General features: G+C 70.9%; 13 protein-coding genes and 1 pseudogene. 3 read left to right on the top strand and 11 right to left on the bottom strand.

What is annotated here, in order from left to right; translation table 11 throughout:
- Positions 1–15: 15 nt before the first annotated feature.
- Entirely contained in the window at positions 16–675 is a 660-nt protein-coding gene (ribA, locus tag ACFYZZ_RS05430; RefSeq protein WP_389171807.1) for a GTP cyclohydrolase II, read from the bottom strand.
- 38 nt (positions 676–713) lie between these two features.
- On the opposite strand from ribA, the gene ACFYZZ_RS05425 reads away from it, so the two are divergent.
- On the top strand, positions 714–1,490 hold the full coding sequence (locus tag ACFYZZ_RS05425; protein WP_386575972.1) for a creatininase family protein: 777 nt from the start codon (positions 714–716) through the stop codon (positions 1,488–1,490).
- Between the two features lie 101 nt (positions 1,491–1,591).
- On the opposite strand, the pseudogene ACFYZZ_RS05420 reads toward ACFYZZ_RS05425, so the two are convergent.
- The 5 genes and pseudogenes from ACFYZZ_RS05420 to ACFYZZ_RS05400 form a co-directional block, all read right to left on the bottom strand.
- Positions 1,592–2,659: pseudogene (locus ACFYZZ_RS05420) on the bottom strand (lysylphosphatidylglycerol synthase transmembrane domain-containing protein); the annotation flags it as partial.
- Between the two features lie 35 nt (positions 2,660–2,694).
- The gene (locus tag ACFYZZ_RS05415; protein ID WP_389171804.1) at positions 2,695–3,705 is read right to left on the bottom strand and encodes a class I SAM-dependent methyltransferase; all 1,011 of its coding nucleotides are present in this window, start codon (positions 3,703–3,705) and stop codon (positions 2,695–2,697) included.
- Positions 3,702–4,883 carry a glycosyltransferase family 4 protein gene (locus ACFYZZ_RS05410; protein WP_389171802.1) on the bottom strand — a complete coding sequence of 394 codons (1,182 nt, stop codon included), beginning with the start codon at positions 4,881–4,883 and terminating at the stop codon, positions 3,702–3,704. The genes ACFYZZ_RS05415 and ACFYZZ_RS05410 overlap by 4 nt, the downstream gene beginning before the upstream one ends.
- Positions 4,880–5,278, bottom strand: coding sequence for a 6-pyruvoyl tetrahydropterin synthase family protein (locus ACFYZZ_RS05405; RefSeq protein WP_389171799.1), 399 nt, complete (start codon positions 5,276–5,278; stop codon positions 4,880–4,882). Before ACFYZZ_RS05405 ends, ACFYZZ_RS05410 begins: the two co-directional genes overlap by 4 nt.
- Before the next feature lie 112 nt (positions 5,279–5,390).
- Positions 5,391–6,380 carry a zinc-binding alcohol dehydrogenase gene (locus ACFYZZ_RS05400; RefSeq protein ID WP_389171796.1) on the bottom strand — a complete coding sequence of 330 codons (990 nt, stop codon included), beginning with the start codon at positions 6,378–6,380 and terminating at the stop codon, positions 5,391–5,393.
- A gap of 108 nt (positions 6,381–6,488) precedes the next feature.
- Between ACFYZZ_RS05400 and ACFYZZ_RS05395 the strand changes: the two genes are divergently transcribed.
- Positions 6,489–7,253 carry a CDP-alcohol phosphatidyltransferase family protein gene (locus tag ACFYZZ_RS05395; protein ID WP_389171793.1) on the top strand — a complete coding sequence of 255 codons (765 nt, stop codon included), beginning with the start codon at positions 6,489–6,491 and terminating at the stop codon, positions 7,251–7,253.
- A gap of 55 nt (positions 7,254–7,308) precedes the next feature.
- On the opposite strand, the gene ACFYZZ_RS05390 is transcribed toward ACFYZZ_RS05395, so the two are convergent.
- From ACFYZZ_RS05390 to ACFYZZ_RS05380, 3 genes are all read right to left on the bottom strand, one after another.
- Positions 7,309–8,031 (bottom strand): YcnI family protein, encoded by a 723-nt coding sequence (locus ACFYZZ_RS05390; RefSeq protein ID WP_389172052.1) that lies wholly within the window; start codon positions 8,029–8,031, stop codon positions 7,309–7,311.
- Positions 8,032–8,086: 55 nt separating this feature from the next.
- Positions 8,087–8,731, bottom strand: a complete 645-nt coding sequence (locus tag ACFYZZ_RS05385) for a hypothetical protein (RefSeq protein WP_389171790.1) — start codon at positions 8,729–8,731, stop codon at positions 8,087–8,089.
- Positions 8,732–8,852: 121 nt separating this feature from the next.
- Positions 8,853–9,392 carry a hypothetical protein gene (locus ACFYZZ_RS05380; RefSeq protein ID WP_389171787.1) on the bottom strand — a complete coding sequence of 180 codons (540 nt, stop codon included), beginning with the start codon at positions 9,390–9,392 and terminating at the stop codon, positions 8,853–8,855.
- A gap of 885 nt (positions 9,393–10,277) precedes the next feature.
- Here ACFYZZ_RS05380 and ACFYZZ_RS05375 point away from each other — a divergent pair.
- Positions 10,278–16,976 carry a DUF3320 domain-containing protein gene (locus ACFYZZ_RS05375; protein WP_389171784.1) on the top strand — a complete coding sequence of 2,233 codons (6,699 nt, stop codon included), beginning with the start codon at positions 10,278–10,280 and terminating at the stop codon, positions 16,974–16,976.
- A 108-nt stretch (positions 16,977–17,084) separates the two neighbouring features.
- Here ACFYZZ_RS05375 and ACFYZZ_RS05370 read toward each other — a convergent pair whose 3' ends face one another.
- Both ACFYZZ_RS05370 and brxD read right to left on the bottom strand, forming a co-directional pair.
- Positions 17,085–19,298 (bottom strand): DEAD/DEAH box helicase, encoded by a 2,214-nt coding sequence (locus ACFYZZ_RS05370; protein WP_389171781.1) that lies wholly within the window; start codon positions 19,296–19,298, stop codon positions 17,085–17,087.
- A complete protein-coding gene (gene brxD, locus ACFYZZ_RS05365; RefSeq protein ID WP_385167673.1) occupies positions 19,298–20,650 on the bottom strand; it encodes a BREX system ATP-binding protein BrxD in 1,353 nt (450 codons plus the stop codon). Before brxD ends, ACFYZZ_RS05370 begins: the two co-directional genes overlap by 1 nt.
- Between the last annotated feature and the right edge of the window lie 127 nt (positions 20,651–20,777).

The following is a 20,777-nucleotide window of genomic DNA, read 5'->3' as shown; positions in this document are numbered from 1 at the left end:
CGGCCGCCCGCCGAATCAGGAGCCGTGGGCGACCGCGTCCAGATGGGGCAGGTGGTGGTCCAGCCGCTCCCGCTTCGTCCGCAGATACCTGATGTTGCTCTCGCACGGCTCGATCAGCAGCGGCACCTGCTCGGCGACCTGGACGCCGTGCCGGACCAGCGCCTCCCGCTTGCGCGGGTTGTTGGACATCAGCCGCACCGAGCGCACCCCGAGGTCCTGCAGGATCTGCGCGGCGACGCCGTAGTCGCGGGAGTCGACCGGCAGCCCGAGCGCCAGGTTCGCCTCGACCGTGTCCAGGCCCTCCGCCTGCAGGGCCATCGCGCGCAGCTTCGCCAGCAGACCGATGCCACGGCCCTCGTGACCCCTCAAGTACACGACGACACCGCTGCCTTCGGCGACGACCGCACGCAGCGCCGCGGCCAGCTGGTCGCCGCACTCGCAGTGCTGGGAGCCGAACGCGTCGCCGGTCAGGCACTCCGAGTGCAGCCGGACGAGAACGTTGTCGGCGCCGATCTCCCCGTACACCAGGGCGACTTGCTCGTCACCGCGGTCGTGGTCCAGGTAGCCGATCGCCTGGAAATTCCCGTACACGGTGGGCAGCGGCGCATTCACAATGCGTTCCGCGCCCGAACGCCGCGGGGACTTCTTGCCGAGGATGCCGATGTTTTCTGTCATGATCTGATTCCTAAGCAGAGACGAAAGGCCGGGAAAAGATGAGTGGTTCGGGCGCGCGTTCGGCGGCATACGGGGTGGTGCCGGCAGACACCACGGAAGACGTACGGATGCGGGGGGCGGGCGTTTCAACTCAGGTCGCCGTCCTTCCCGTCGGCAGCTTCGAACAGCACGGCGCCTTCCTTCCGCTGGCGACCGACACGCTGGTCGCCTGTGCCGTGGCGAGGGAGATCGCCGCCGCGTACCCGGTGCACCTCCTCCCTCCGGTGACGGTCTCCTGCTCGCACGAGCACGCGGCCTGGCCGGGGACCGTCAGCATCTCCGCCGTGACCCTCCATGCGGTGGTCCGGGACATCGCGGCGTCGCTGCGCCGCTCCGGTGTCGACGCGCTCGTCGTGGTCAACGGGCATGGCGGCAACTATGTGCTGGGCAACGTCGTACAGGAAGCCTCCGCGCGCGGCGAGAAGATGGGACTGTTCCCCGCCGCCGAGGACTGGGAGGCGGCGCGGGAGGCGGCGGGGGTGCGCACCTCGCTGCTCACCGACATGCACGCAGGGGAAATCGAGACCTCCATTCTGCTGCACGCTCATCCCGAATTCGTCCGTCCTGGATACGAGTCCGCCGATTTCACCGCGGACGACCGTCGTCATCTGCTCACCGTGGGAATGTCCGCCTATACCGAGTCGGGCGTCATCGGCCGTCCTTCCCTGGGTTCGGCGGAAAAGGGGAAGGAACTGCTGGCGAGCCTCACGGAATCGTTCGGCGCGATTTTCGCGCTGCTGACGTCCGCCGAGGGCTCCGAGGACGTACGGGGGTAGCCGCGCAGCCCGGTGTACCAGCGGGCGACCAGGACGACGGCGCCGGGCAGGCTCGCCACGAAGCTGAGCACGCCGTACACGACGGCGACGGCCACTCCGCTGCTCGCGCCGAGCCCGGCGGCGCCGAACGCCCAGGCGGTGACGCCCTCGCGGGGGCCGAAACCGCCGACGTTCAGCGGCAGGCCCATGGCGACCAGGGCGAGGACCGCGAGCGGGAGCAGCACCGCCACGGAGGCGGCGGAGCCGGCGACCCGGGCCGCCACGACGAACATCGCGACGTGCCCGGCCAGAATGATCGCCGAGGACAGGGCCACACCGGGCCCGGCCTGACGGGACAGCAGCCCCTCCCGCGCCTCGCCGAGGCTCCTGCGCAGGGCGCCGCCGCGGCGGGAGGCCGCGCGGTTCATCCGTACGGCTAGGAGCACGGCAAGCGCGCCCGCCGCGGCGAGGGCCGTCGGTGCCGCGAAGGTACGGACGTCGTCCCGGACGGGCGACGGCAGGGTCAGCAGCACCGCCGCGCCGAACACGGTCAGCGCGACCTGCCCGGCGACCCGTTCCAGAACGACCGCCTTCACCCCGCGCCTCAGGTCACCGGCGCTCTGCCCGTGCCGGACCGCCCGGTGCACATCGCCGAGGACCCCGCCGGGCAGCGCCGCGTTCAGGAACAGCGCCCGGTAGTAGTCGGCGACCGCGGGTCCGAAGGGCAGCCGGATCCGCAGCCCCCGGGCCACCAACTGCCAGCGCCACGCGCTGAACAGGGTGGTGACCACACCGATGCCCAGCGCGACCAGCAGCGTCACCGTGTCGATCCGCCGCAGCCCGTCCAGCAGCACACCGGTACCCAGCCGCCACAGGAGGGCACCGAGGATGACCACACCGGCGACGGTGCCGAAGTGGGTGCGCAGGGCGCGGGAGTTGAAGCGGCGGGTGGTGGGTTCTTCGGGCTCGGGGGTGGTGGGTTCTTCGGGCACGGAGGCAGCAGGCCCCGCAGGCCCGGAGACCACGCACCCCTCAGACCCGGAAGCAGTACGCCGCTCGGGCACAGAAGTAGCGTGCCCCGCAGGCCCGGAGGCAGGGCGCCCCTCGGCCTCGGAGGCGACGCGCCCCCCAGGCTCGGAGGCGCCTGCATGCGTAGCCTCGTCGACAGGCGGTTCCAGCAGTGCCGTCATGGCCTCCGGGGCCGACACCGCGCCCGCCTGCCCGCTCATGACGCTCCTCCCGCCGGCCGCGGCAGCGCCAGCAGGTCGCTGTGGTGGAGGACCACCTGCAACTCACCGGCCTCGCAGGCGGCCAGGCGTTCGCGCAGGTAGCGCTCGGCGGGCTCGCGCAGTTCGGGACGCTGTTCGACGGCCGCGCCCACCCAGCCCCGCAGCCACTGAGCGGTCAGCGCGGACTCCTCGGGGCCGAGTCGCCACGGGCTCGGATGCACCCGTACCGTCGCCCCGCGCTCGGAGAACGCCTCGCAGGCCACCGTGACCGCGTCCGGACCGAGCAGGCCGGTACGGCCCTGGTGGTCGTTGAACGCCTCGGCGATCTCGGCGTCCAGCGGGTCGGACGGGGTGAGTTCGACGCGTCCGGCGACGGACAGCGTGAGCAGGGCCGGGCAGCCCGCTCCGGAGCAGGCGGCGGCGAGGGCCTCGATCTCCTCGCGGGTGAGGACGTCCAGCAGGGCCGAAGCCGTCACCAGGGAGGCCCCGGTCAGCGCGTCCGGGGTGAGCCGGGCGACGTCGCCGCGCCGGGTCTCGACCGAGACCCGGCTGCCGTCGGCGGCGGAGCGCGGGGAGGCCACGGCGGCGAAGTGCAGCAGGTACGGGTCGCGGTCGTGCAGGACCCAGTGCTGGGCGCCGTCCAGGCGAGGCGCCAGCCAGCGGCCCATCGAGCCGGTGCCGCAGCCCAGGTCGTGCACGACGAGACCACCCGTGCGGCCCGGCAGGTTGGCCAGCCGGATCCGCAGCGGGTCCAGCAGGTCCTCCGCCCGGGCGGCGGCGTCGGCCGGTTCCCGCAGCTGCAGCCACTCGGGCGCGTAGCGGGGCGGTTCCTCTTCCCCGCCCTCCCGCAGCCGTACGGTGGCGCGCTCGCCGGGGCGGGCGACGGGCCCGGCGCCGGCGATCACGCCGGACGGGTCGTCGTGTCGGCGAGCCGTGTCCGGCACCTGCTCGTCGCTCGGCCCGGGCTGGGCCGGGATCCCTCCGGTCACGGTCCTGGTGTCGCTCATGCCGCCCTCCTCGGTGCCTCGGGCAGCCGGGCGAGGACGCCGGCCAGGCTGCGCGCGGTGGTCGCCCAGCCGTCCAGGGCCGCGCGGCGGCTGCGGGCGGCGGCCTTCAGACGGCGGCGTACGTCGGGTTCGCCGAACCAGCCGCGCAGTTCGGCGGCGAGTGCGGCCGGGTCCTCCGGCGGGACGAGGATGCCGGGGACGCCGCCGTCGGGGGCGCGGCCCACGGCCTCGGGGACACCGCCGACGTCGGTCGCCAGCACCGGGATGCCGCGGGCGAGGGCCTCGGTGATCGCCATGCCGTACGTCTCGGCGTACGAGGTGAGGACCATCAGGTCGGCCGTGGCGTAGGCGGAGTCGAGTTCGGCGCCGGCCTGCGGACCGGCGAGCCGCAGCCGGTCCTGGAGGCCGTGCCGCCGGATCAGCTCGCGCAGATGGGCGACGTACTCCGGGTCGTGGGTCAGCCCGCCGACGCAGACGCAGTTCCACGGCAGGTCGGTCACCGTGGCCAGCGCCTCCACCAGCCGGTGCTGGCCCTTGCGCGGGGTGACGGCGGCGACGCACACCAGCTGGGAGACGCCGTCGGTGCCGGGCGCGAGGGGCGCGATGTCGGCGCCGGGGGCGGCGACGTGCACCCGCTCGGGGGCGAGGCCGTGGTGGGAGACGAGGCGGCGGACGGCCCAGTCGCTGGTGGCGATGACCGCGGGCACCGCGCGCAGCACCTGCCGCTCACGGGCGTCGAGGTCGGCGGCCAGGGCCGCGTCCAGGCCGGTCTCGTCGCCGAGGGGCAGGTGCACCAGCACGGCGAGCCGCAGGCGTTCGGCCTCGGGGACGACGACCTCGGGGACGCCGCAGGCGACCAGGCCGTCGAGCAGGACGACGGTGTCGTCCGGCAGGTCCCGCAGGACGCGGGCGAGGACGTCACGGTCGGACCGGCCGGGGCGCGGCCAGCTGCCGGGCACGGCGTGCCGCACGGCCTGCCAGCCGAAGCCGGGCAGGTCCAGGCAGACCCGGCGGTCGTAGGCGTTGCCGCCGCTCGGCGCGGCCGGGTCGTCGACACCGCCCGGCATGACGAAGTGCACGGTGCGCAGGGACATGGGGATGATCCCGACGTTCTCGGAAGGGGCGGGCTGCTGGGGCACGTAGGCGAGCCGCGCCTTCGCCACGGTCGTCTCGGTCACAGGCCACGCTCGTAACTCGCCCAGGCGATGTGCGACTCGTGCAGTGTGACGGTCATGTTCTTGAGGCCCTTGGCGCCTTCGCCCAGCGCGCCCTTGTGGATGCGTTCGGCGAGCCGGTCGGCGATGACCTTGGCCAGGAACTCCGTGGAGGTGTTGATCCCGGCGAACTCGGGCTCGTCGTCGAGGTTGCGGTAGTTCAGCTCGGCGACGACGGCGCCCAGTTCCTGCGTGGCCAGGCCGATGTCCACGACGATGTTGTCCTCGTCCAGCTGTTCACGGCGGAAGGTGGCGTCCACGAGGAACGTGGCGCCGTGCAGTCGCTGCGCGGGCCCGAACACCTCGCCGCGGAAGCTGTGGGCGATCATGATGTGATCGCGGACGGTGATGCTGAACAACGGACGACCCTCCAGGTGCGGCGCGTCTGGTGTCCCCCGCGGTTGCCTGCGAGGGGATGCCGTGTAGTACGGCTCTTCGCTTCCCCGTGTTCAGCCTCCTCTCACTCTTTTCTCAGGTCAGGCCGTTGCCGGTGTAGTTGATGCGGTGGCACAGGGCGGGGATCTCGCCTGCGGCGAGTTTCGGCATCAGCTCCGGCAGCTCTTCGAAGGCGCTTTCGCCGGTGATGAGGGCATCCAGGGCCGGGTCGGCGAGCAGGTCGAGGGCGAGCGCCATCCGTTCGGCGTAGCCGCGGCCGGCGCGGGCGGCCGGGGAGACGGTGCCGACCTGGCTGCTGCGCAGGGTGAGCCGGCGCGAGTGGAAGGCCTCGCCGAGCGGCAGGGCGACGCGCCGGTCGCCGTACCAGCTCAGCTCGACGACCGTGCCCTCGGCGGCGAGGAGTTCGAGGGAGCGGGTGAGGCCCTGTTCGGTGGCGCTGGCGTGGACGACGAGGTCGCAGTCGCCGAGGGCGTCACCGGGTGCGGCGAAGTCCACGCCGAGCGCCTCGGCGGTCTTCGCCCGGTCCGGGTCGGCGTCGACCAGCTGCAGCCGTACGCCGGGGAAGCGGGCGAGCAGCGCGGCCACCGAGCAGCCGACCATGCCGCCGCCGACCACCGCGATCCGGTCGCCGATCAGGGGCGCCGCGTCCCAGACTGCGTTCACCGCGGTCTCCACGGTCCCGGCGAGCACGGCCCGCTCGGCGGGCACCCGCTCGGGTACGAGGGTGACGGCGCTCACCGGAACGACGTAACGGCTCTGATGCGGATACAGGCAGAAGACCGTCCGGCCGACGAGCTCCCGCGGCCCCTCCTCCACGACACCGACGCTCAGGTAGCCGTACTTCACCGGCCCGGGGAAGTCGCCCTCCTGGAACGGCGCCCGCATCACGGCGTGCTGGGACTCGGGCACCCCGCCGCGGAAGACCAGGGTCTCCGTGCCGCGGCTGACTCCGGAGTACAGCGTGCGGACCAGAACCTCGCCCTCGGCCGGCCCCGCGAGGGTGACGTCACGGATCTCACCGTGCCCCGGCGAGCGGAGCCAGAACGCGCGGGCCGAGTGGTTCATCGGCATCCTCCTGAACGATAGGGAAGTTGTTCACGTACCGAGAAGTGCACAGGCCGCGCACAGTACGCGGCGTTGATCGACTCTGTCACTCGGCCGGAGGAATGCGCGGTGGCCCTGAACAACACGTTTGACGCAAGGCTCCAGCAGGAGACCGCCGTGGGAGCGGGCGTGCAGATCCTGCTGCTGGCCCTGCTCGGCACGGCGATCGGCATGGGGCCGGCCGGCTGGCTGACCGGGCTCGCCTTCGCGTTCGCCACCTGGGCGGTCCTCTCCCGCGCCCTGCACCGCTCCCGGCTCAGCTCCTTCGGCCCCGCCAACCGGGTCACCCTCGGCCGGGCCACCCTGGTCGGCGGGGTGACCGCGCTGGTCGCGGACTCCTTCGAGAGCGCACCGCCGGTGACCCTGCTGGTCGCCCTGACCGCCGTCGCCCTGCTCCTGGACGGCGTGGACGGCAAGGTGGCCCGCCGCACCGGCACCTCCAGCGCGCTCGGCGCCCGCTTCGACATGGAGGTGGACGCGTTCCTGATCCTGGTGCTGAGCGTGTACGTGTCCATGCAGCTCGGCCCGTGGGTACTGCTGATCGGCGGCATGCGCTACGGCTTCGTCGCCGCGGCCCGCGTCGTCCCCTGGCTGAACGCCCCGCTGCCGCCGTCCTTCGCACGCAAGACGGTCGCCGCGCTCCAGGGCATCTGCCTGCTGGTGGCGGGCGCCGAGCTGCTGCCGCAGGCGGCCAACCTGGCGGTCGTGCTGCTGGCCCTGGGCTCGCTGGTGTGGTCGTTCGGCCGGGATGTGCTGTGGCTGTGGCGGAACTCGCGTACGGCTGCGGTGGAGGTGCCGGCGGAGCCGAGGGTACTGGAGTTGGCCGCGCGCTGAAGGTACGCGGAAGGGCCCGGACCGACAGTCGGTCCAGGCCCTTCCGCATGTGCGTTTACGACCGCGCGGACCGGCCCCGTACGATCGCGAACGCGGCGGCGGCAAGGCCGAGCACACCGACCACCAGCCCTGCGACGCCAAGACCACGGGCGGTCGAGTCGCTCGGGTCAACAGCCTTCGACGTACTGCCCGAGCCGCCCGAGCCGCTCTTCGAATCCGCCGACGTCGTCTTCTCCCCACCGGCCGTGAGCTTCAGCACCGGCGCCGGGTTCTCCGGCTCGTCCCCGCCGGCCAGCTCCTCGATCCAGCGGGCGACCTTGCCGTCGGAGTAGGTCTGCAGCGTCTTGAAGGTCAACTGGTCGCTGTCGTCCGGCAGCTGCCCGAAGGCGACGTCGAAGTCCTCGTACTGTCCGGCGCCGATCTTCCCGCCACTCCAGGTGATCGCGGAGACCGCCTCGGTGATGGTGCCGTCGTCGGTCTTGACCGGCGTCTTGAGCTTGGTGGTGGTCACCTTCGCGGTCCAGCCGTCCTGCGGGTGGACCAGCACCCCGAGCACGGGGTGGTCGGTGGGCAGGAAGACCTGCACCTTGGTCGTGCTCGCGCTGTCCTCCTCATTGGGCACGCGGAAGGTGAGCAGGCCGTCGGTGGCTCCCTTGGCGTAGCTCTCCGGGTGGACGGTGACGTGCGCGGAGGCGACACCGGCCGCGGTGAGGAGTCCGGCGGCGGTGAGGGCGGTGACGGCTGCGGCGCGGCGCAGGGCGGTGCGTGTCGAGGTCATGTGCTGGGACATGGGTGAGTGGATCTCCGTACGTACTGAAGTGTGTGATGGGGGGTCAGATCGTGTATGGGATCCAGGCGGGCGGTCCGCGGCGGCGCATCGCGTGCCGCAGCAGGAGTTGCCGCAGCGGGACGGCCTCGGCGCGTGTGCGCCCGGGGCCGCCGGGTGTCGTGGGAAGCGGGATGGGAGCGCCCTGCCACCAGGCCACCGCGAGCGAGGGCACGAACGCGGCCGCCCGGCGCAGCAACGACCACAGCGCGGCCTCCCCGCGCCGCAGCCACCAGGAGGCGACGAGGGCGGCGAGCAGGTGGGCGGCCGTGACGGGCGTGGCCATCTCGTGCGCGTGGGCCAGGGCGGCCGAGGCGAGCGCGGACACCGTGTGTGCGTGCTCCACGGCGTCGTCGTCCATGGAGCTCATCCGGATACCGTGCGCGGACACGACCACGTGCGGATGCGCGACGTCGAAGGCGATGTGCAGACCCGCCTGCGTGGCGAGCATGACCGCCCCGATCCCCGGCAGGTCCCGCTCCCGACCGCCGAGCAGCCACCCGGTGACGAAGACCCCGAGGAATCCGGCACCGTCCGCCCACACCGGCGGCATGTCACCGGTGGCAAGCCCGTGCGCCGCGGCAGCCAGCAGCACACACACCGCGGCGAACACCGCGGCACGCAGGCTCCTCACTGCCGGGGATGCGCTCATGGTGAGGGATCTTCCCACGACCCGGTCGTACGTGTGGCACCGCTGGCCTGTTCAGTCACCGCCGGTCCGGGGGGCTGCACGGCCTGCGGCAGCAGGAATGCTGCAGCCGGTGCGGCGGCCACTACTCGATACCTGTCGCGTCCAGCAGTTGGATCAGATCGTCACGCCCGTAACCGATGACGCCCGCTCGATGGACCGCCCGCAGAAGCAAGTGAGCAACGATCTGGCCCTTGAATCCATCCTTCCCCTCGCCGTACCACTCCTCGGGTTTCTCGATGCCGAGGCTGTTCATGACCAGGCCGTGTTCCTGGCGCACCTCGGCAACGGTGTCCGCGACCGCGTCGAGAAGCGTGGCTCCGGGCCGCTCGCACTCCAGGGCGAAACACCCCCAGTCGACGGGAACACACCCGGCAGGCGGATTGGCTCGGATCCCTGCATAGCGGCTGTCGCCGAAATCCCCGGTATCAAATGAATCGTCCACCAGGGCGAAGCGATGACGCCCGGGAGGCACAGGAGGCGGTGGCGACGTGTACTCCCACCCGGCGTCCTCGTACAGCCGTCGCTTGACCTCTCCTTCGTCGGCGAGGGTCACGGTAAAGCCTGTCTCGTCATTCCGTCCGGTCGTGGTGCCGTCGACGTTGCGGCGGAAGGACAGTCCCATGCGCGTCTCCTTCGATCCCGATGAGCGAGAAGTCCCGTCACACCGTCGAACGAGCCGACCCCGCCGCGTGCGCCCGCTCCGGCCGACGTCACCTGATCGCGTGACGCTGCAACAGAACCGATGACCAACACCGACGTGTTGAGCCGAGGTCCGTTCCGTCGTCCGACCTACACGAAAGCCCAATTCCGTTCGACCCGGGCTAGTTTCACGAAGCGCCCCTTTTGCGCCGCCCATGGGTACGGGGTGCGCAACCATGTCAGGTCATCCATGGAAACGACCAGGGCGTCGAGCTGCTGCGCCACGCTCAGAACGGCCTGGGGAGAGCAAGACGCAACGGTCACGACCAGCCGGCAGTCGTGATGCCGCAGCCGTCGACGACGAGAACGGGAGTGCAGACGTACGACCCTGTCGTCCGGGTGCCGACGGTAGGGCCATCGTGCCGGCCGGGATGACACTGGTGGGACCAGCCCAGCCCGCCTCGTACTCGGGCTGTTGGTCCGGTCATCACCAAGGTGCGCCTCGTGCCTCGTTACAGCGCCACGGGTCCCGCCGCAGCCGCCTGCGTTGTGGTGGCCCCCGCGGGCATGACCGACCTGCTGGACCAACCCCCGCGGAGCAGTCGGGTGTGCGGGATGTGTCCCCTAAGCCCGCAGATGGGTCGCGGGCTCACCAGGTGAAGATGGAGCACTCGAGGAGGAGTGAACACCAGATCCACTTCTGATTTCCATGGCATCACCATAGAATCCGTCCGTCCGTGGGGGGCGAGTGCGACAAGGCGAACATGTCGCGTAGAGGGGATCTTTCGGAGGACGTCGGGCCTGCCCGCGTTGCCGTGCCCCGGGAAGAAGTCTGTGCTTCTCCCTCGGCGGGCCCGAGCTGTGCAACGTGAGAGCAGGGACAACCGTGACGACCAATCCGGGTGCATTCGGGGGCGGCAGCGACCTGGAACGCCTCAAGACGATCCTCGCAGGCTGGCGAACGTCGCTCGTGGACCTCAGCGGACGCAATCGGCTGCTGAATTTCAGGCACACCCGCAGCTCGACGTTGGAGGTGTCGGCTCCCTCGCCGTCGGTCCTGGTGAGCTTGCTGGAAAACCGTCCACTGAACTTCGCAGCGCTCCCGGACGAAGTACCCGCGGACGACGAGGAACCGGAGCTCCCTCCTCCCGGTGAAAACGATGTCGTCACGCAGAAGACCACCGCCCCCGCCCTGCAGAGGGCGCTGCGCTCTCTCCGGTCCAAGGCGACGCAGGTATTCAACGACTACGGTCTGTGGACCCTGCACCTGGGTGTGGGCATCCTCCATTGGCGTGAGGACGGAGCCACCACCGCCAGCCAGGCGCCACTGATCCTTTTCCCCGTGGAAATCGTACGGACGCCCACCGGGCAGATACTCCTCCAGGCCAACGACGACGAGGACCCCCAGCTCAATCCGGCATTGCCCATCAAGCTGGAACAGTTCGGCATCGACTGGGCACCTGTGGCGGAAACCGACTGCCGTGACGTGACCGCAGTGCTTGAGGCTGTGCGCAAGGCCGTGTCAGGCAAGTCCCAGTGGGAGGTGGAAGAACGGGCCGTCATGGCGCTGTTCGCCTCCCACAAGGAGTCGATGTACCGAGACCTGCTCGAGAACGAGGACCGGCTCCTGGCGAGCGATCTGGTACGCGCAGTGGCGGTCGGGCCCGGCAGCGCCCTCGCCTCCGACCGCTTCGACTTCGAGGAAGTGCCGGCAGAGCGGGTCGACGAACTGGCACCCCCGGAGGACACTCCGTTGGTCCTGGACGCCGACACCTCGCAGCGGCAGGCAGTCGCGGCTGCGGTGGCGGGACGGTCGTTCGTGCTCGACGGACCTCCAGGGACGGGCAAGAGCCAGACCATCACCAACATCATCGCCGGGCTGATGCACGCCGGCCGCAGTGTGCTGTTCGTCAGTGAGAAGGCGGCGGCACTGGACGTCGTACTGCAGCGCTTGAAGTCGGTGGGACTGGATTCCTACGCCTTCGCCCTGCACAGCCGCAACACCAGTCGCAAGGCCGTGGCGCAGGAACTGGGCCGGGCTCTCTCCGAGCAGCCGCAGGCCTCCGAACTTCCCGCCCAGGAAAGGGCTCAGGCACGCCTCGACCGCGAGGCTCTGTCCGCGTACGCCACTGCGATGAACGAGACGCGGCAGCCTCTGGGCCGCACGTTGCACGACGTCATCGGGCGGGTGGGGCGCCTCGATGACGCCCCCGTCGCCTACCTCTCCGCCTCTGGTGACGGCACATCGCGGCGCTTCGACGCTTCAGCCCTGTCCACAGCCGACCTGGACCGCGTACTCCTGGCTGCCGGCACCATTGCCGACGCCTGGCAGGCCGTGGCCGACCCGGGCTTTCCGTGGCGTGGCCTGCGTACGGACCGGTCCCATCCCGGTCCGGTGCTTGAGGAAGCACGCACGGCCCTGAGTGGACTCCTGTCTGCCCTGGACGCATATGAGCCTCTCAACACCGACGGCGCGGCGTTCACGGCATCTGACCAGGTCGATCGGCTCATTCAGCTGCTCGACCTACTCGGCGCGCGGCAGCCTGTGCCTGAGTGGTGGCTCACCGACAGCGATGTCGCGCATGCCGTGACCGATCCGGTCGAGTCCTTCCTAGATGCGCTGCGTCGCGTGCGGAACGCTCAGCAGTCCGCCCGAGACCTGGTCGGTGAGCGCTGGCAGGAGGTCTCTCCGCGACTTCGTCCCGAACCGCCCGCCACAGAGCAGGCGCTGGTCTCCCTCGACCCACGAGGCCTGGACCTGACCGGCCTGACGGAGCTGCAGGCTGAAGACCTCGCACGGGACGTAAGAGCGGCCGTGGATCTACTGGGGAACGCCATCACCTCAGCCCACGAACTCGTCCGGATCCTTGGCGTCGACGAACCGACCTCGCTGACCGAGACGACGGCGTTGTGCGACCTGGCGGACCTTTCCGGTGTCCCGTATCGCCCGTTGGAAGCGTGGTTCGCTCCGGAGGGCCTGACCGCCGCGCAGCAGGCGGCCCTCGAGCTCATGGCCGCGGCGGTGGGGGCGTTCGAGGCCCGTCGTGACCGCACGGTCGCGGCGCGGACGGCCGCGCGGGAGCAGGCGGGTCCGGGATGGCCGGACATACCTCCTCACCTGCCCCAGCAGCCGGAGGCCGCGGAACTCGCGCTGAGCACCCTGCAGCCGCCCGGCGCCGATCTCACTGTCCTCGGCAGGAACGAGGCCGACTCCCTCGCCTCCCGCTGGCGCGAACTCGCCGACATGCTCGAGGGCACCGCCGAATGCGCGGTGGAAGCCGCGGAACTGCTGGGCTACGAGCCGTCGGACACCGCGTCCGGCACGCGGTCCGTGGCGGAACTGGTCGCACTGGCCACCACCATCCACCGAGCCCCCGACGCGTGGTTCGATCCGGTGGTACTGCCCCGGGCACGTCGTGCGGTCGACGAACTGCACCGCCTCATGGACGTCCTTGACGAGGCCCGGCAGGAAGCCCATGGCCTGTTCGGTCCCGACACGCCTCGAACGGCAGGCCTGACCGACGCGGTGCGCCGGCTCTCGGAGAGCGGCCGCCGTTTCGCGGCGGGACTTTCCTCCCAGGTCCGAGCCGACCGGAAGCTCATCGGCCAGATCAGCACCGGCGGGTCCTGGAGCAGCGGTCTGCAGGAGGAACTGCCCAAGGCGGCGGCTTGGTGGCAGGCGCACCACGCCGTGCGGACCGCGGTGACCGAGCACGCCGATCTGCTCGGTGCCTATGCCGGCGACGATCTGCCCGACCTCACTGCGCTGGACGGCGCGCTGCGGCAGGCCGAGGAGGCCTGCCGGCTCGCCCCTGCCGTGGTGGCTGACCCGGACCTCCGCCGTCGCCTGGCGGCCCAACTGGCCCACGGGACCACTCCTGACGCCGCGCTCCTCGAGTGGGGCAAGCGGCTCGAGAGCGATCTCAGCACCTTGTCATCGGCGCTGCGGGAGGTGCGACTGCGCGAGCACAGCACGGCTCTGGAGCATCTCGGGCCGGCCTCGGTCGCCGCATGGCTGCGCGCCCATGTGCCGGCTCTGGAAAGCGCCGTGCGATATATCGATGCCGTGCAGTCCGTCGGCGGCCGGGAGTTCACCGAGGGCGGAGGACACACTCTCACCTCGGCACGCGCCGCGGTCGTCGCCGCGCATGCGGCGCAGCAGGAGGACATGGCTTTCGCGTCCCAGGAAGTCCATGACCGGGTACTGCTGTGCTCCTGGTACGCGGGCCTGGACACGCGTCTCGACTCCCGGACGACCATCGACGGCACCGATACGGTGGAGGAGGAACTGCTGCGCCGGGCCGTACGGCTGTCGGCCGCGCGCGGCGGGACCGGAGCGGAAGCGACTACTCCCGAAGCGAATGCTCTCCTGGGTGAGTACGCCCCGGACGGTCGGCCCCGCACGGCCGCCCTGGCGATGGCGCTCGCCGCCGCGTCCGGCGCGCACCGGCTGGCCGGACCGCTCCTCGCGGAACCGGCGCGGCGCGGCGGCCTCGTCCGCGCCCTCTGCGCCGGACGCCCCGTCGTTCCGGGCCTGCTGGAGACGGCAGCCCGTCTGCGCGCGGAGTGTGTCGACTGGGAGAAGTTCACCGAGACTCCCGCTCTCGCCCCTGCCGCCTTCGGCCTGCGAGCCCATTCACTTCCCCAGGGCATGGCCTGGCTGCGTGCCCACCTCGACCCCTTGGACGGGGCGGCATCCTTGATCCACTCGGTGGCTCGTGCGACCGGTTCCTCCGCAGGAAGCGCAGCCTGGTTGTCACTGGGCGCTGCCCGGTCCTCGGTGGCGGCGGTAGTGGCGGCCCGCTCCGCCGAGGAGGATTTCCTGAAGGCTGAGGCGGAACATCGCCGCCTGCTCGGCGCTCTGTACGAAGGGACCCACACCGCCCGGGAGACGGTCCTCAGCGCCCTGGACTGGACTCTCGACGTAAGGCGCACCGCTTCCGGCACCGGGGCGGCGGCTCCCCTCACCATCGAGGCCGCCCGCCTGCTGCTGCACGCGAGCCCCGAGTCCTCGGTGGAGCGCCGCCACCGCGACTGGCTGGAGCGGGCAGAGGTGCTCACGAGCCGCTTCGAGCCGGCCCGGGCTGCGGAGATACGTGCCGAACTGGCGACCGGATTCCCCTCCGCCCAGACGCTGCTGGAGCGTATGTTCGCCGATCCGTACGGCCCGGACGCCTGGATCCGTTCCGCCGAGGCCCGCGGCGTGCTCAGCAGCTACGGGCTGGCGGATCTGCCGGTGCAGTTGGCGGACCGCGACGTACCGGCGTCCCTGTTCCCCGAGGCCGTGGAACGCACAGTGCTGCGCGCCTGGGTGGAACACCAGCTGGAAGTCGACAGCAGGCTCGCGGTGGTGCGGGCCACTGACCGGGACCAGTTGGTGGAGCGGTACCGGCGGCTGGACCAAGGACTGGTCCAGGCCGCTCATGCGACGGTGATCGCCACGTGCAACGCGCGGCGTCCCCGTCGGGCAACAACAGGGCAGGCCGCGGTTCTGAGCCGCCAGGCGAAGCTGCAGCGACGACACATGCCTGTTCGGCGGCTGCTGGACGAGACGCGGGACGTCGTGCAGCGGCTCAAGCCTTGCTTCATGATGAGCCCGCTGACGGTCAGCCAGTATCTCCCCGCGGACTTCCACTTCGACGTGGTGATCTTCGACGAGGCATCCCAGGTGCTCCCGCAGGACGCCGTCAACGCGGTCTACCGCGGCGACGCCCTGATCGTGGCGGGCGACCCGCGGCAGCTTCCGCCCACGTCCTTCTTCAGTGCGGGTGGTGACTCGGACGATGACGACGAGTGGGACGAGGATGTACCCGACTCGTTCGAGTCCATCCTGGACGCGTGCAAGGCCAGTGGAGTACTGCGCGAGTTGTCGTTGCGATGGCACTACCGCAGTCGCCACGAGAATCTGATCGCCTTCAGCAACCACGAGTTCTACGACAACTCCATGGTCGTGTTCCCGGGCGCGATCACCGCCGGCCACGACGTGGGAGTCGCCTTCTACAAGGCCGACGGCGTGTACGACCGCAGCAACCGGCGCGACAACGTCCGCGAGGCCGAAGTGGTCGCCGAGCGGGTCATCCACCACTTCTCGACCCGACCTCATCTGACCCTCGGCATCGTCACGCTCTCCAAGGCACAGGCCGAAGCGGTCGAGGACGCTGTGGCCCGGGCGCGCAAGGCCCGGCCCGACCTCGACGAGCATTTCACGGAGGACCGCCTGGGCGGTTTCTTCGTCAAGAACCTCGAGACGGTTCAGGGCGACGAACGCGACGTCATCATCCTGTCGGTCGGTTACGGCCGCGACGCGCAGGGCAAGCTGCGGGCCCAGTTCGGTCCGATCAACCGTGAGGGCGGCTGGCGGCGACTGAACGTCGCCGTGACCCGGGCTCGGCACCGAGTGGAAGTCGTGGCCTCCTTCCACGGCTCGGAACTCCCGGACAGCACGAACAAGAGCGTCCAGCACCTGAAGCGTTATCTGCAGTACGCGGAGCAGGGTCCTGCGACCCTGGCCACGGCTGCACCCGACACGGGCGCCGCCCCGGAGAGCCCGTTCGAGGAGGACGTGCTCGACACCCTGCGCGGCTGGGGCTACGACGTGCAGCCCCAGGTGGGCGTCGCCGGTTTCCGGATCGACATGGCGATCCGGCATCCCCAGGCTCCCGGCTCGTACGCACTCGGCATCGAGTGCGACGGGGCGATGTACCACTCGTCGCGCACGGCTCGCGACCGGGACCGGTTGCGGGAGGAGATCCTGCGCGGCCTGGGCTGGAACCTGCACCGGATTTGGGGAACGGACTGGTATCGCAACCGCAAGGAGGCGCAGCGGCGGTTGCGCGAGGCGGTCGAGGCCGCCTGCGCCGTCGATCCTCACGCACCGGTCCCGGAGCCGGTTTCCACCGTAGTGGCCGAGCCAGTGACGGCAGGCGTCGCGATCGTTCCCGTCGAGGAGTCGGACCGTTCGGCGTGGAGTCGGCCGTACCGTGCCATGCGCCGTGCAGAGCTGTACGACTTGCGGCGCGTCCTGGGCATGCAGATGGGACTCGGCGGCATCGATCTCCGCGAGCCTCAGGCGCTCGGCCTGGTGGCGGAGGTGGCTCGTCACGTCATCTCGGTGGAGGGGCCCATCGAGGAGGAGGTGCTGATCGGCAGAATGCGGGAAGCCTGGGACCTCGACCGGGCGGGGCAGATCGTGCAGGCCAGTGTCCGCAAGGCACTGACGCGGCTGGGCAACAAAAAGCGGGCAGTGCGGGTGGGAACGGCGTGGGACCTGCCGAACCGTGAGGTGACGACCGCCCGTACGCCAAGTGCCGACTTCGACCGCAAGAAGGTTTCGCACGTTCCCCCGGCCGAGCGTCAGGTGGCCCTGCTGGGTGTGCTGTCCGAGTCTCCTGGGCTGCGGCGCGAGGAACTCGCCAGGGAGACCGCCCGGTTCTTCGGATGGCTGCGTCTGGGTGCTGACATCAAGGCGGCCTTCGGCAAGGACATCGAGGAGCTGCTCGGCAGGAACGCGGTGGAGGAAGGCCCGTCGGGGCTGGTGCCGGTGGACGGTCCTGTCGGAAGTCACTGATCGGTACGGCGCGTCCGGCCGGGGTTTCCGGCCGGACGTTCTTCGTGCGGACGTCTGCCAGCGGGCCGTCACTCGCGGCGGACATGAGCTCAGCGCTCGGTCGCCCGGTCAGTGACCGTGCTGGAAGCGCACCGGTTCACGCAGTACCGCACCGGCGCTGTCGAAGTCCGCCAGGCGGGCCGCGACCGTGGCGATGGCGAGGCGTTCCGGGAGGGCGGCGGAGAACTTCAGGCCTCGAACGGCCCGGCGGTCCACGTCGGGCAGGACGAGGTTCTCGCCGACGCTCTCGCGGGCCACGCGCCAGTCGCTCGGGGTGAGGTCCTCGCGCAGACGCAGCCAGCTGTCGGTGGGACGTTGCATGGGGTCGGTCACCGACTGGAGGGTGGCCGCGAGAGTGGCGTTGGCGCGATAGCCGGCCCAGGTCCACCAGCGCACATCCTTGCCGACGCGCGTCACCAATGTGCCGCCCGACCACACGGTGTCGGGCGCGTCGGCCTCGCGCTGCTCGAGCAGGCACGCCACGGCGCGGCGGGTGAGGGAGACGGGCGGGTCCGTGCCCAGCAGAACCTCGCGCATGGCCCGCGTCAGGGCGTACGACAGGCCGGCGACGCCGCCGTTCATCCACTTGGCGATACCGCCGCCGTCGGCGGGTTCGACGAAGACACGTTTGCGCAGCCAGTCGATATAAGTGACCTGCCAGCTGCGTCCGCCGAGCAGCAGCCGCCTAGGGCCGGGGCGCTCCTCGGTGAGCACGCTCGGGTCGGTGCGTCCGATCTCCGTCCGCCCGGACAGAACGGTGAACTGCGGTGGTGCGGTGAAGGAGGCGGTGAGTTCGATGAAGTGCCGCTTGCCGAAGCGGCGTTCCGCCTCGGGTCCGACGAACAGCATGCCGCCGTCGCTGTCGAGGAAGCCCTCTTCGGTGAGGAAGCGCAGGATGGGCGCGGCGGACTTGTCGAAGGGGGCGAGGCCGTTCCACTGCCGGTCCCACAGCTGGTCGCCGAGCTTGTGCTGCTGCAGGGTGACGGCGAGCAACTGCTGGGCCACCAGGTGGCGCGGCTCGGGCGGCGGCAGCACCGGTTCGACCCAGCCGCGCGACCACAGCAACAGCAGACCCGCGGCCTGCAGCAGCGAGTCTTTACGGGTGGTGAGGAACAGGCAGTTGCGTACAGTGCCGGAGCGTCGGCCGGTGCGGCCGATGCGCTGCAGGAACGAGGCGACGGAGGCCGGTGAGTCGATCTGGATGACGCGGTCCAGGTCGCCGACGTCGATGCCGAGTTCGAGGGTGGAGGTGGAGACGATCACGCAGTCGCGGGCCTCGGCGAATGCCTGCTCGGAACGGGTGCGTTCGTCGACGGAGAGGGAAGCGTGGGACAGGAAGACGGTGACTTCGCGCGCCCGGAGCGCGGCCCCCAGCTCCTCGACCTGACGGCGCGAATCACAGAATACGAGCCGCTTCTCCCCTCGGTGCAGGGCTGCGATGAGTTTGGCCGCGTTGTCCAGGGAGCCCACGTAGTCGAGTTCCACCTCGCCGGCCGGCCTGGGGACTTGGTCGGCGGCGGCACTGTCGGAGCGTGCGGCTGCGTGGGACGCGGGAACGGACGGCAGTTGTACTCCCGGGGCGACCACCTGCCCGCCACGGTCCCCCGCGCCCGCGCCCGCGCCCTGCAACCAGTGCAGCAGCTGAGCGGGGTTGCCCACGGTCGCGGAGAGACCGATCCGCTGGATGGGCCGGCCGGTGACTCGCTCCAGTCGTTCGAGCACGGCGAGCAGGTGCCAGCCACGGTCGTCGCCTGCGAAGGCGTGCACCTCGTCGACGACGACAGCCCGTACGCTTCCCAGCAGCTGCGCGTGGTCGGTCTTGACGCCGATCAGCATCGCTTCGAGCGACTCGGGCGTGGTCAGCAGGACGTCAGGCGCCTCGGTGCGGATGCGCTGCCGCTGCGATTCCTTGGTGTCACCGTGCCAGAGCGCCGCGCGCCGTCCCAGCCACTGGGCGTAGGTGTCGACCCGGCCGACCAGGTTGTTGAGGAGCGCCTTGAGTGGACACAGATACAGCACGGAGGTGCCGGTCCACCGCTGCTCGGCCATCGCCGACAGCAGAGGAAAGCAGGCCGCCTCGGTCTTGCCACCCGCAGTCGGCGCCAGCAGCACGGCGTCCTGTCCATCCATGAGCGGCGTGATTGCCGCCCGTTGGAGTGGACGCAGGTCGGGCCAGCCAAGAGTGTTGACGATGTGGTGCAGGACGACGGGGTCGAGCCGGTCGAGTACGTCGGCTCCGCCCTCTCCCGGCAGTGTCCCGGCGGGGTTCCCTGCGTCCGCCATCAGAGCTCCAGGTCGATGTCGTCGGCCGAAGCGGAGCCGCCACCGGACACCGCGGCGGCGAGGTTCCGCTCCACGTCGGTGAGTTCGCTGCTCGCGACCGTCAGCCGGTAGTGCTTCCGAGGGTCGAAGTCCTCGAACTGGTCGACTCGGTCGAGTACGTCTCCGACGAGCTTCTTCAGGAACAGCCGGGGAGCCACCCCGACCTTGCCGCCCAGCGCCCCGCCGACGGCTCGCGCAAGGTCGGCGACGTACGCGTCGTCGACCACCGTCTTCACACGCTCGGGCGACGCGGCAGCCTCCGCGTACAGCTCCCGGATGGTGACGCCGAGGCCGACCAACGACTCCTGATCGAAGCCGGGGAGCCTGATCTGCACGGCGCGGGGGTTGTCGAAGCGCGGGTCGGTGGTGAAGTCGGTGGCGAGCCGCTGGGCGAGGGGGGCCAGACGCTGCACGCCCTGCTGCCCGTCGTAGAAGGCAGGCGTGCCGGTGATGACCAGGTACAGGCCGGGGAAGCGGCCGGAGTGCACCTCGTCGATGAGCTGCCGCAGCGCGTTCAGCGCCTTGTCACGCGCGTCCGACCGGACCCGCTGCAGCGTCTCCACCTCGTCGAGGACGACGAAGAGCCCGGTGTGTCCGGAGTCGCGCAGCACGGTGAGAAGACCCTGCAGAAACCCGAGCGCCCCGAAGTGGTCGAGGTCGCCGCGCACCCCCACGGACCTGCGGGCGGAGGCCGCGACGTGCGGTTGCCCGCCGAGCCAGGCCAGGACGGCCGCGGCGGTGGCCTCGTCGCCGGCCGCGAGGGCGGCCCGGTAGCCGCGCAGGGCGGTGGCGAAGGACGGGGCGTGCCTGGACACCTCGGCGAGCCGCGCGACGAGCAGCTTCTCCACTTCGCCGGGCAGCTCGTCCTCGGTCGCCCCGGCCGCGAGGGCGTCCTCTTCCAGCGCGTAGAACCAGGCGTCGACCACAGGCCGCAGCGCACTTGGTGGGAAGCTGGAGGTGGTGAGGCGCTCGGTCAGCCTCCGGTAGACCGTCTCCAGCTTGTGCAGTGGGGTCTCGTTCTCCGAAATCTGGATCTCGGCCACGGCGAAGTTCCGGCGCTTGGCCCGTTCCCCCAGCCAGCGCGTGAAGAACGTCTTGCCGGACCCGTACTCACCCCGAACCGCCTTGAACACGGACCCGCCGGACGCCACAGCGTCCAGTTCCGCGTCGAGGGCGGCTTCGAACCGGTCGAGGCCGGTGGCCAGCAGGTCGAGCCCGCTCTCGGGGACGGCGCCACGCCGCAGCGCGTCGATGACGGTCCGACGGCGGGCGGCGCTCACCTGGGCGAGGCGTGGGGATCCGGTGGTACTCACGGGCACCAGTCTTCCATTTCTCCCAAGGCCACCGGAAAGGAGCGGTGAGCATCCAGTCGTCGCGGGGCGGAGGGTGATCGAGTCCGCGCCGCCCGACTTCGGCGAATCGGTTGACGGTCACCGGACG

Source organism: Streptomyces sp. NPDC001816 (assembly GCF_042892235.1).
Lineage (GTDB): Bacteria > Actinomycetota > Actinomycetes > Streptomycetales > Streptomycetaceae > Streptomyces.
This window is presented reverse-complemented; position numbering and strand designations above follow the sequence as displayed.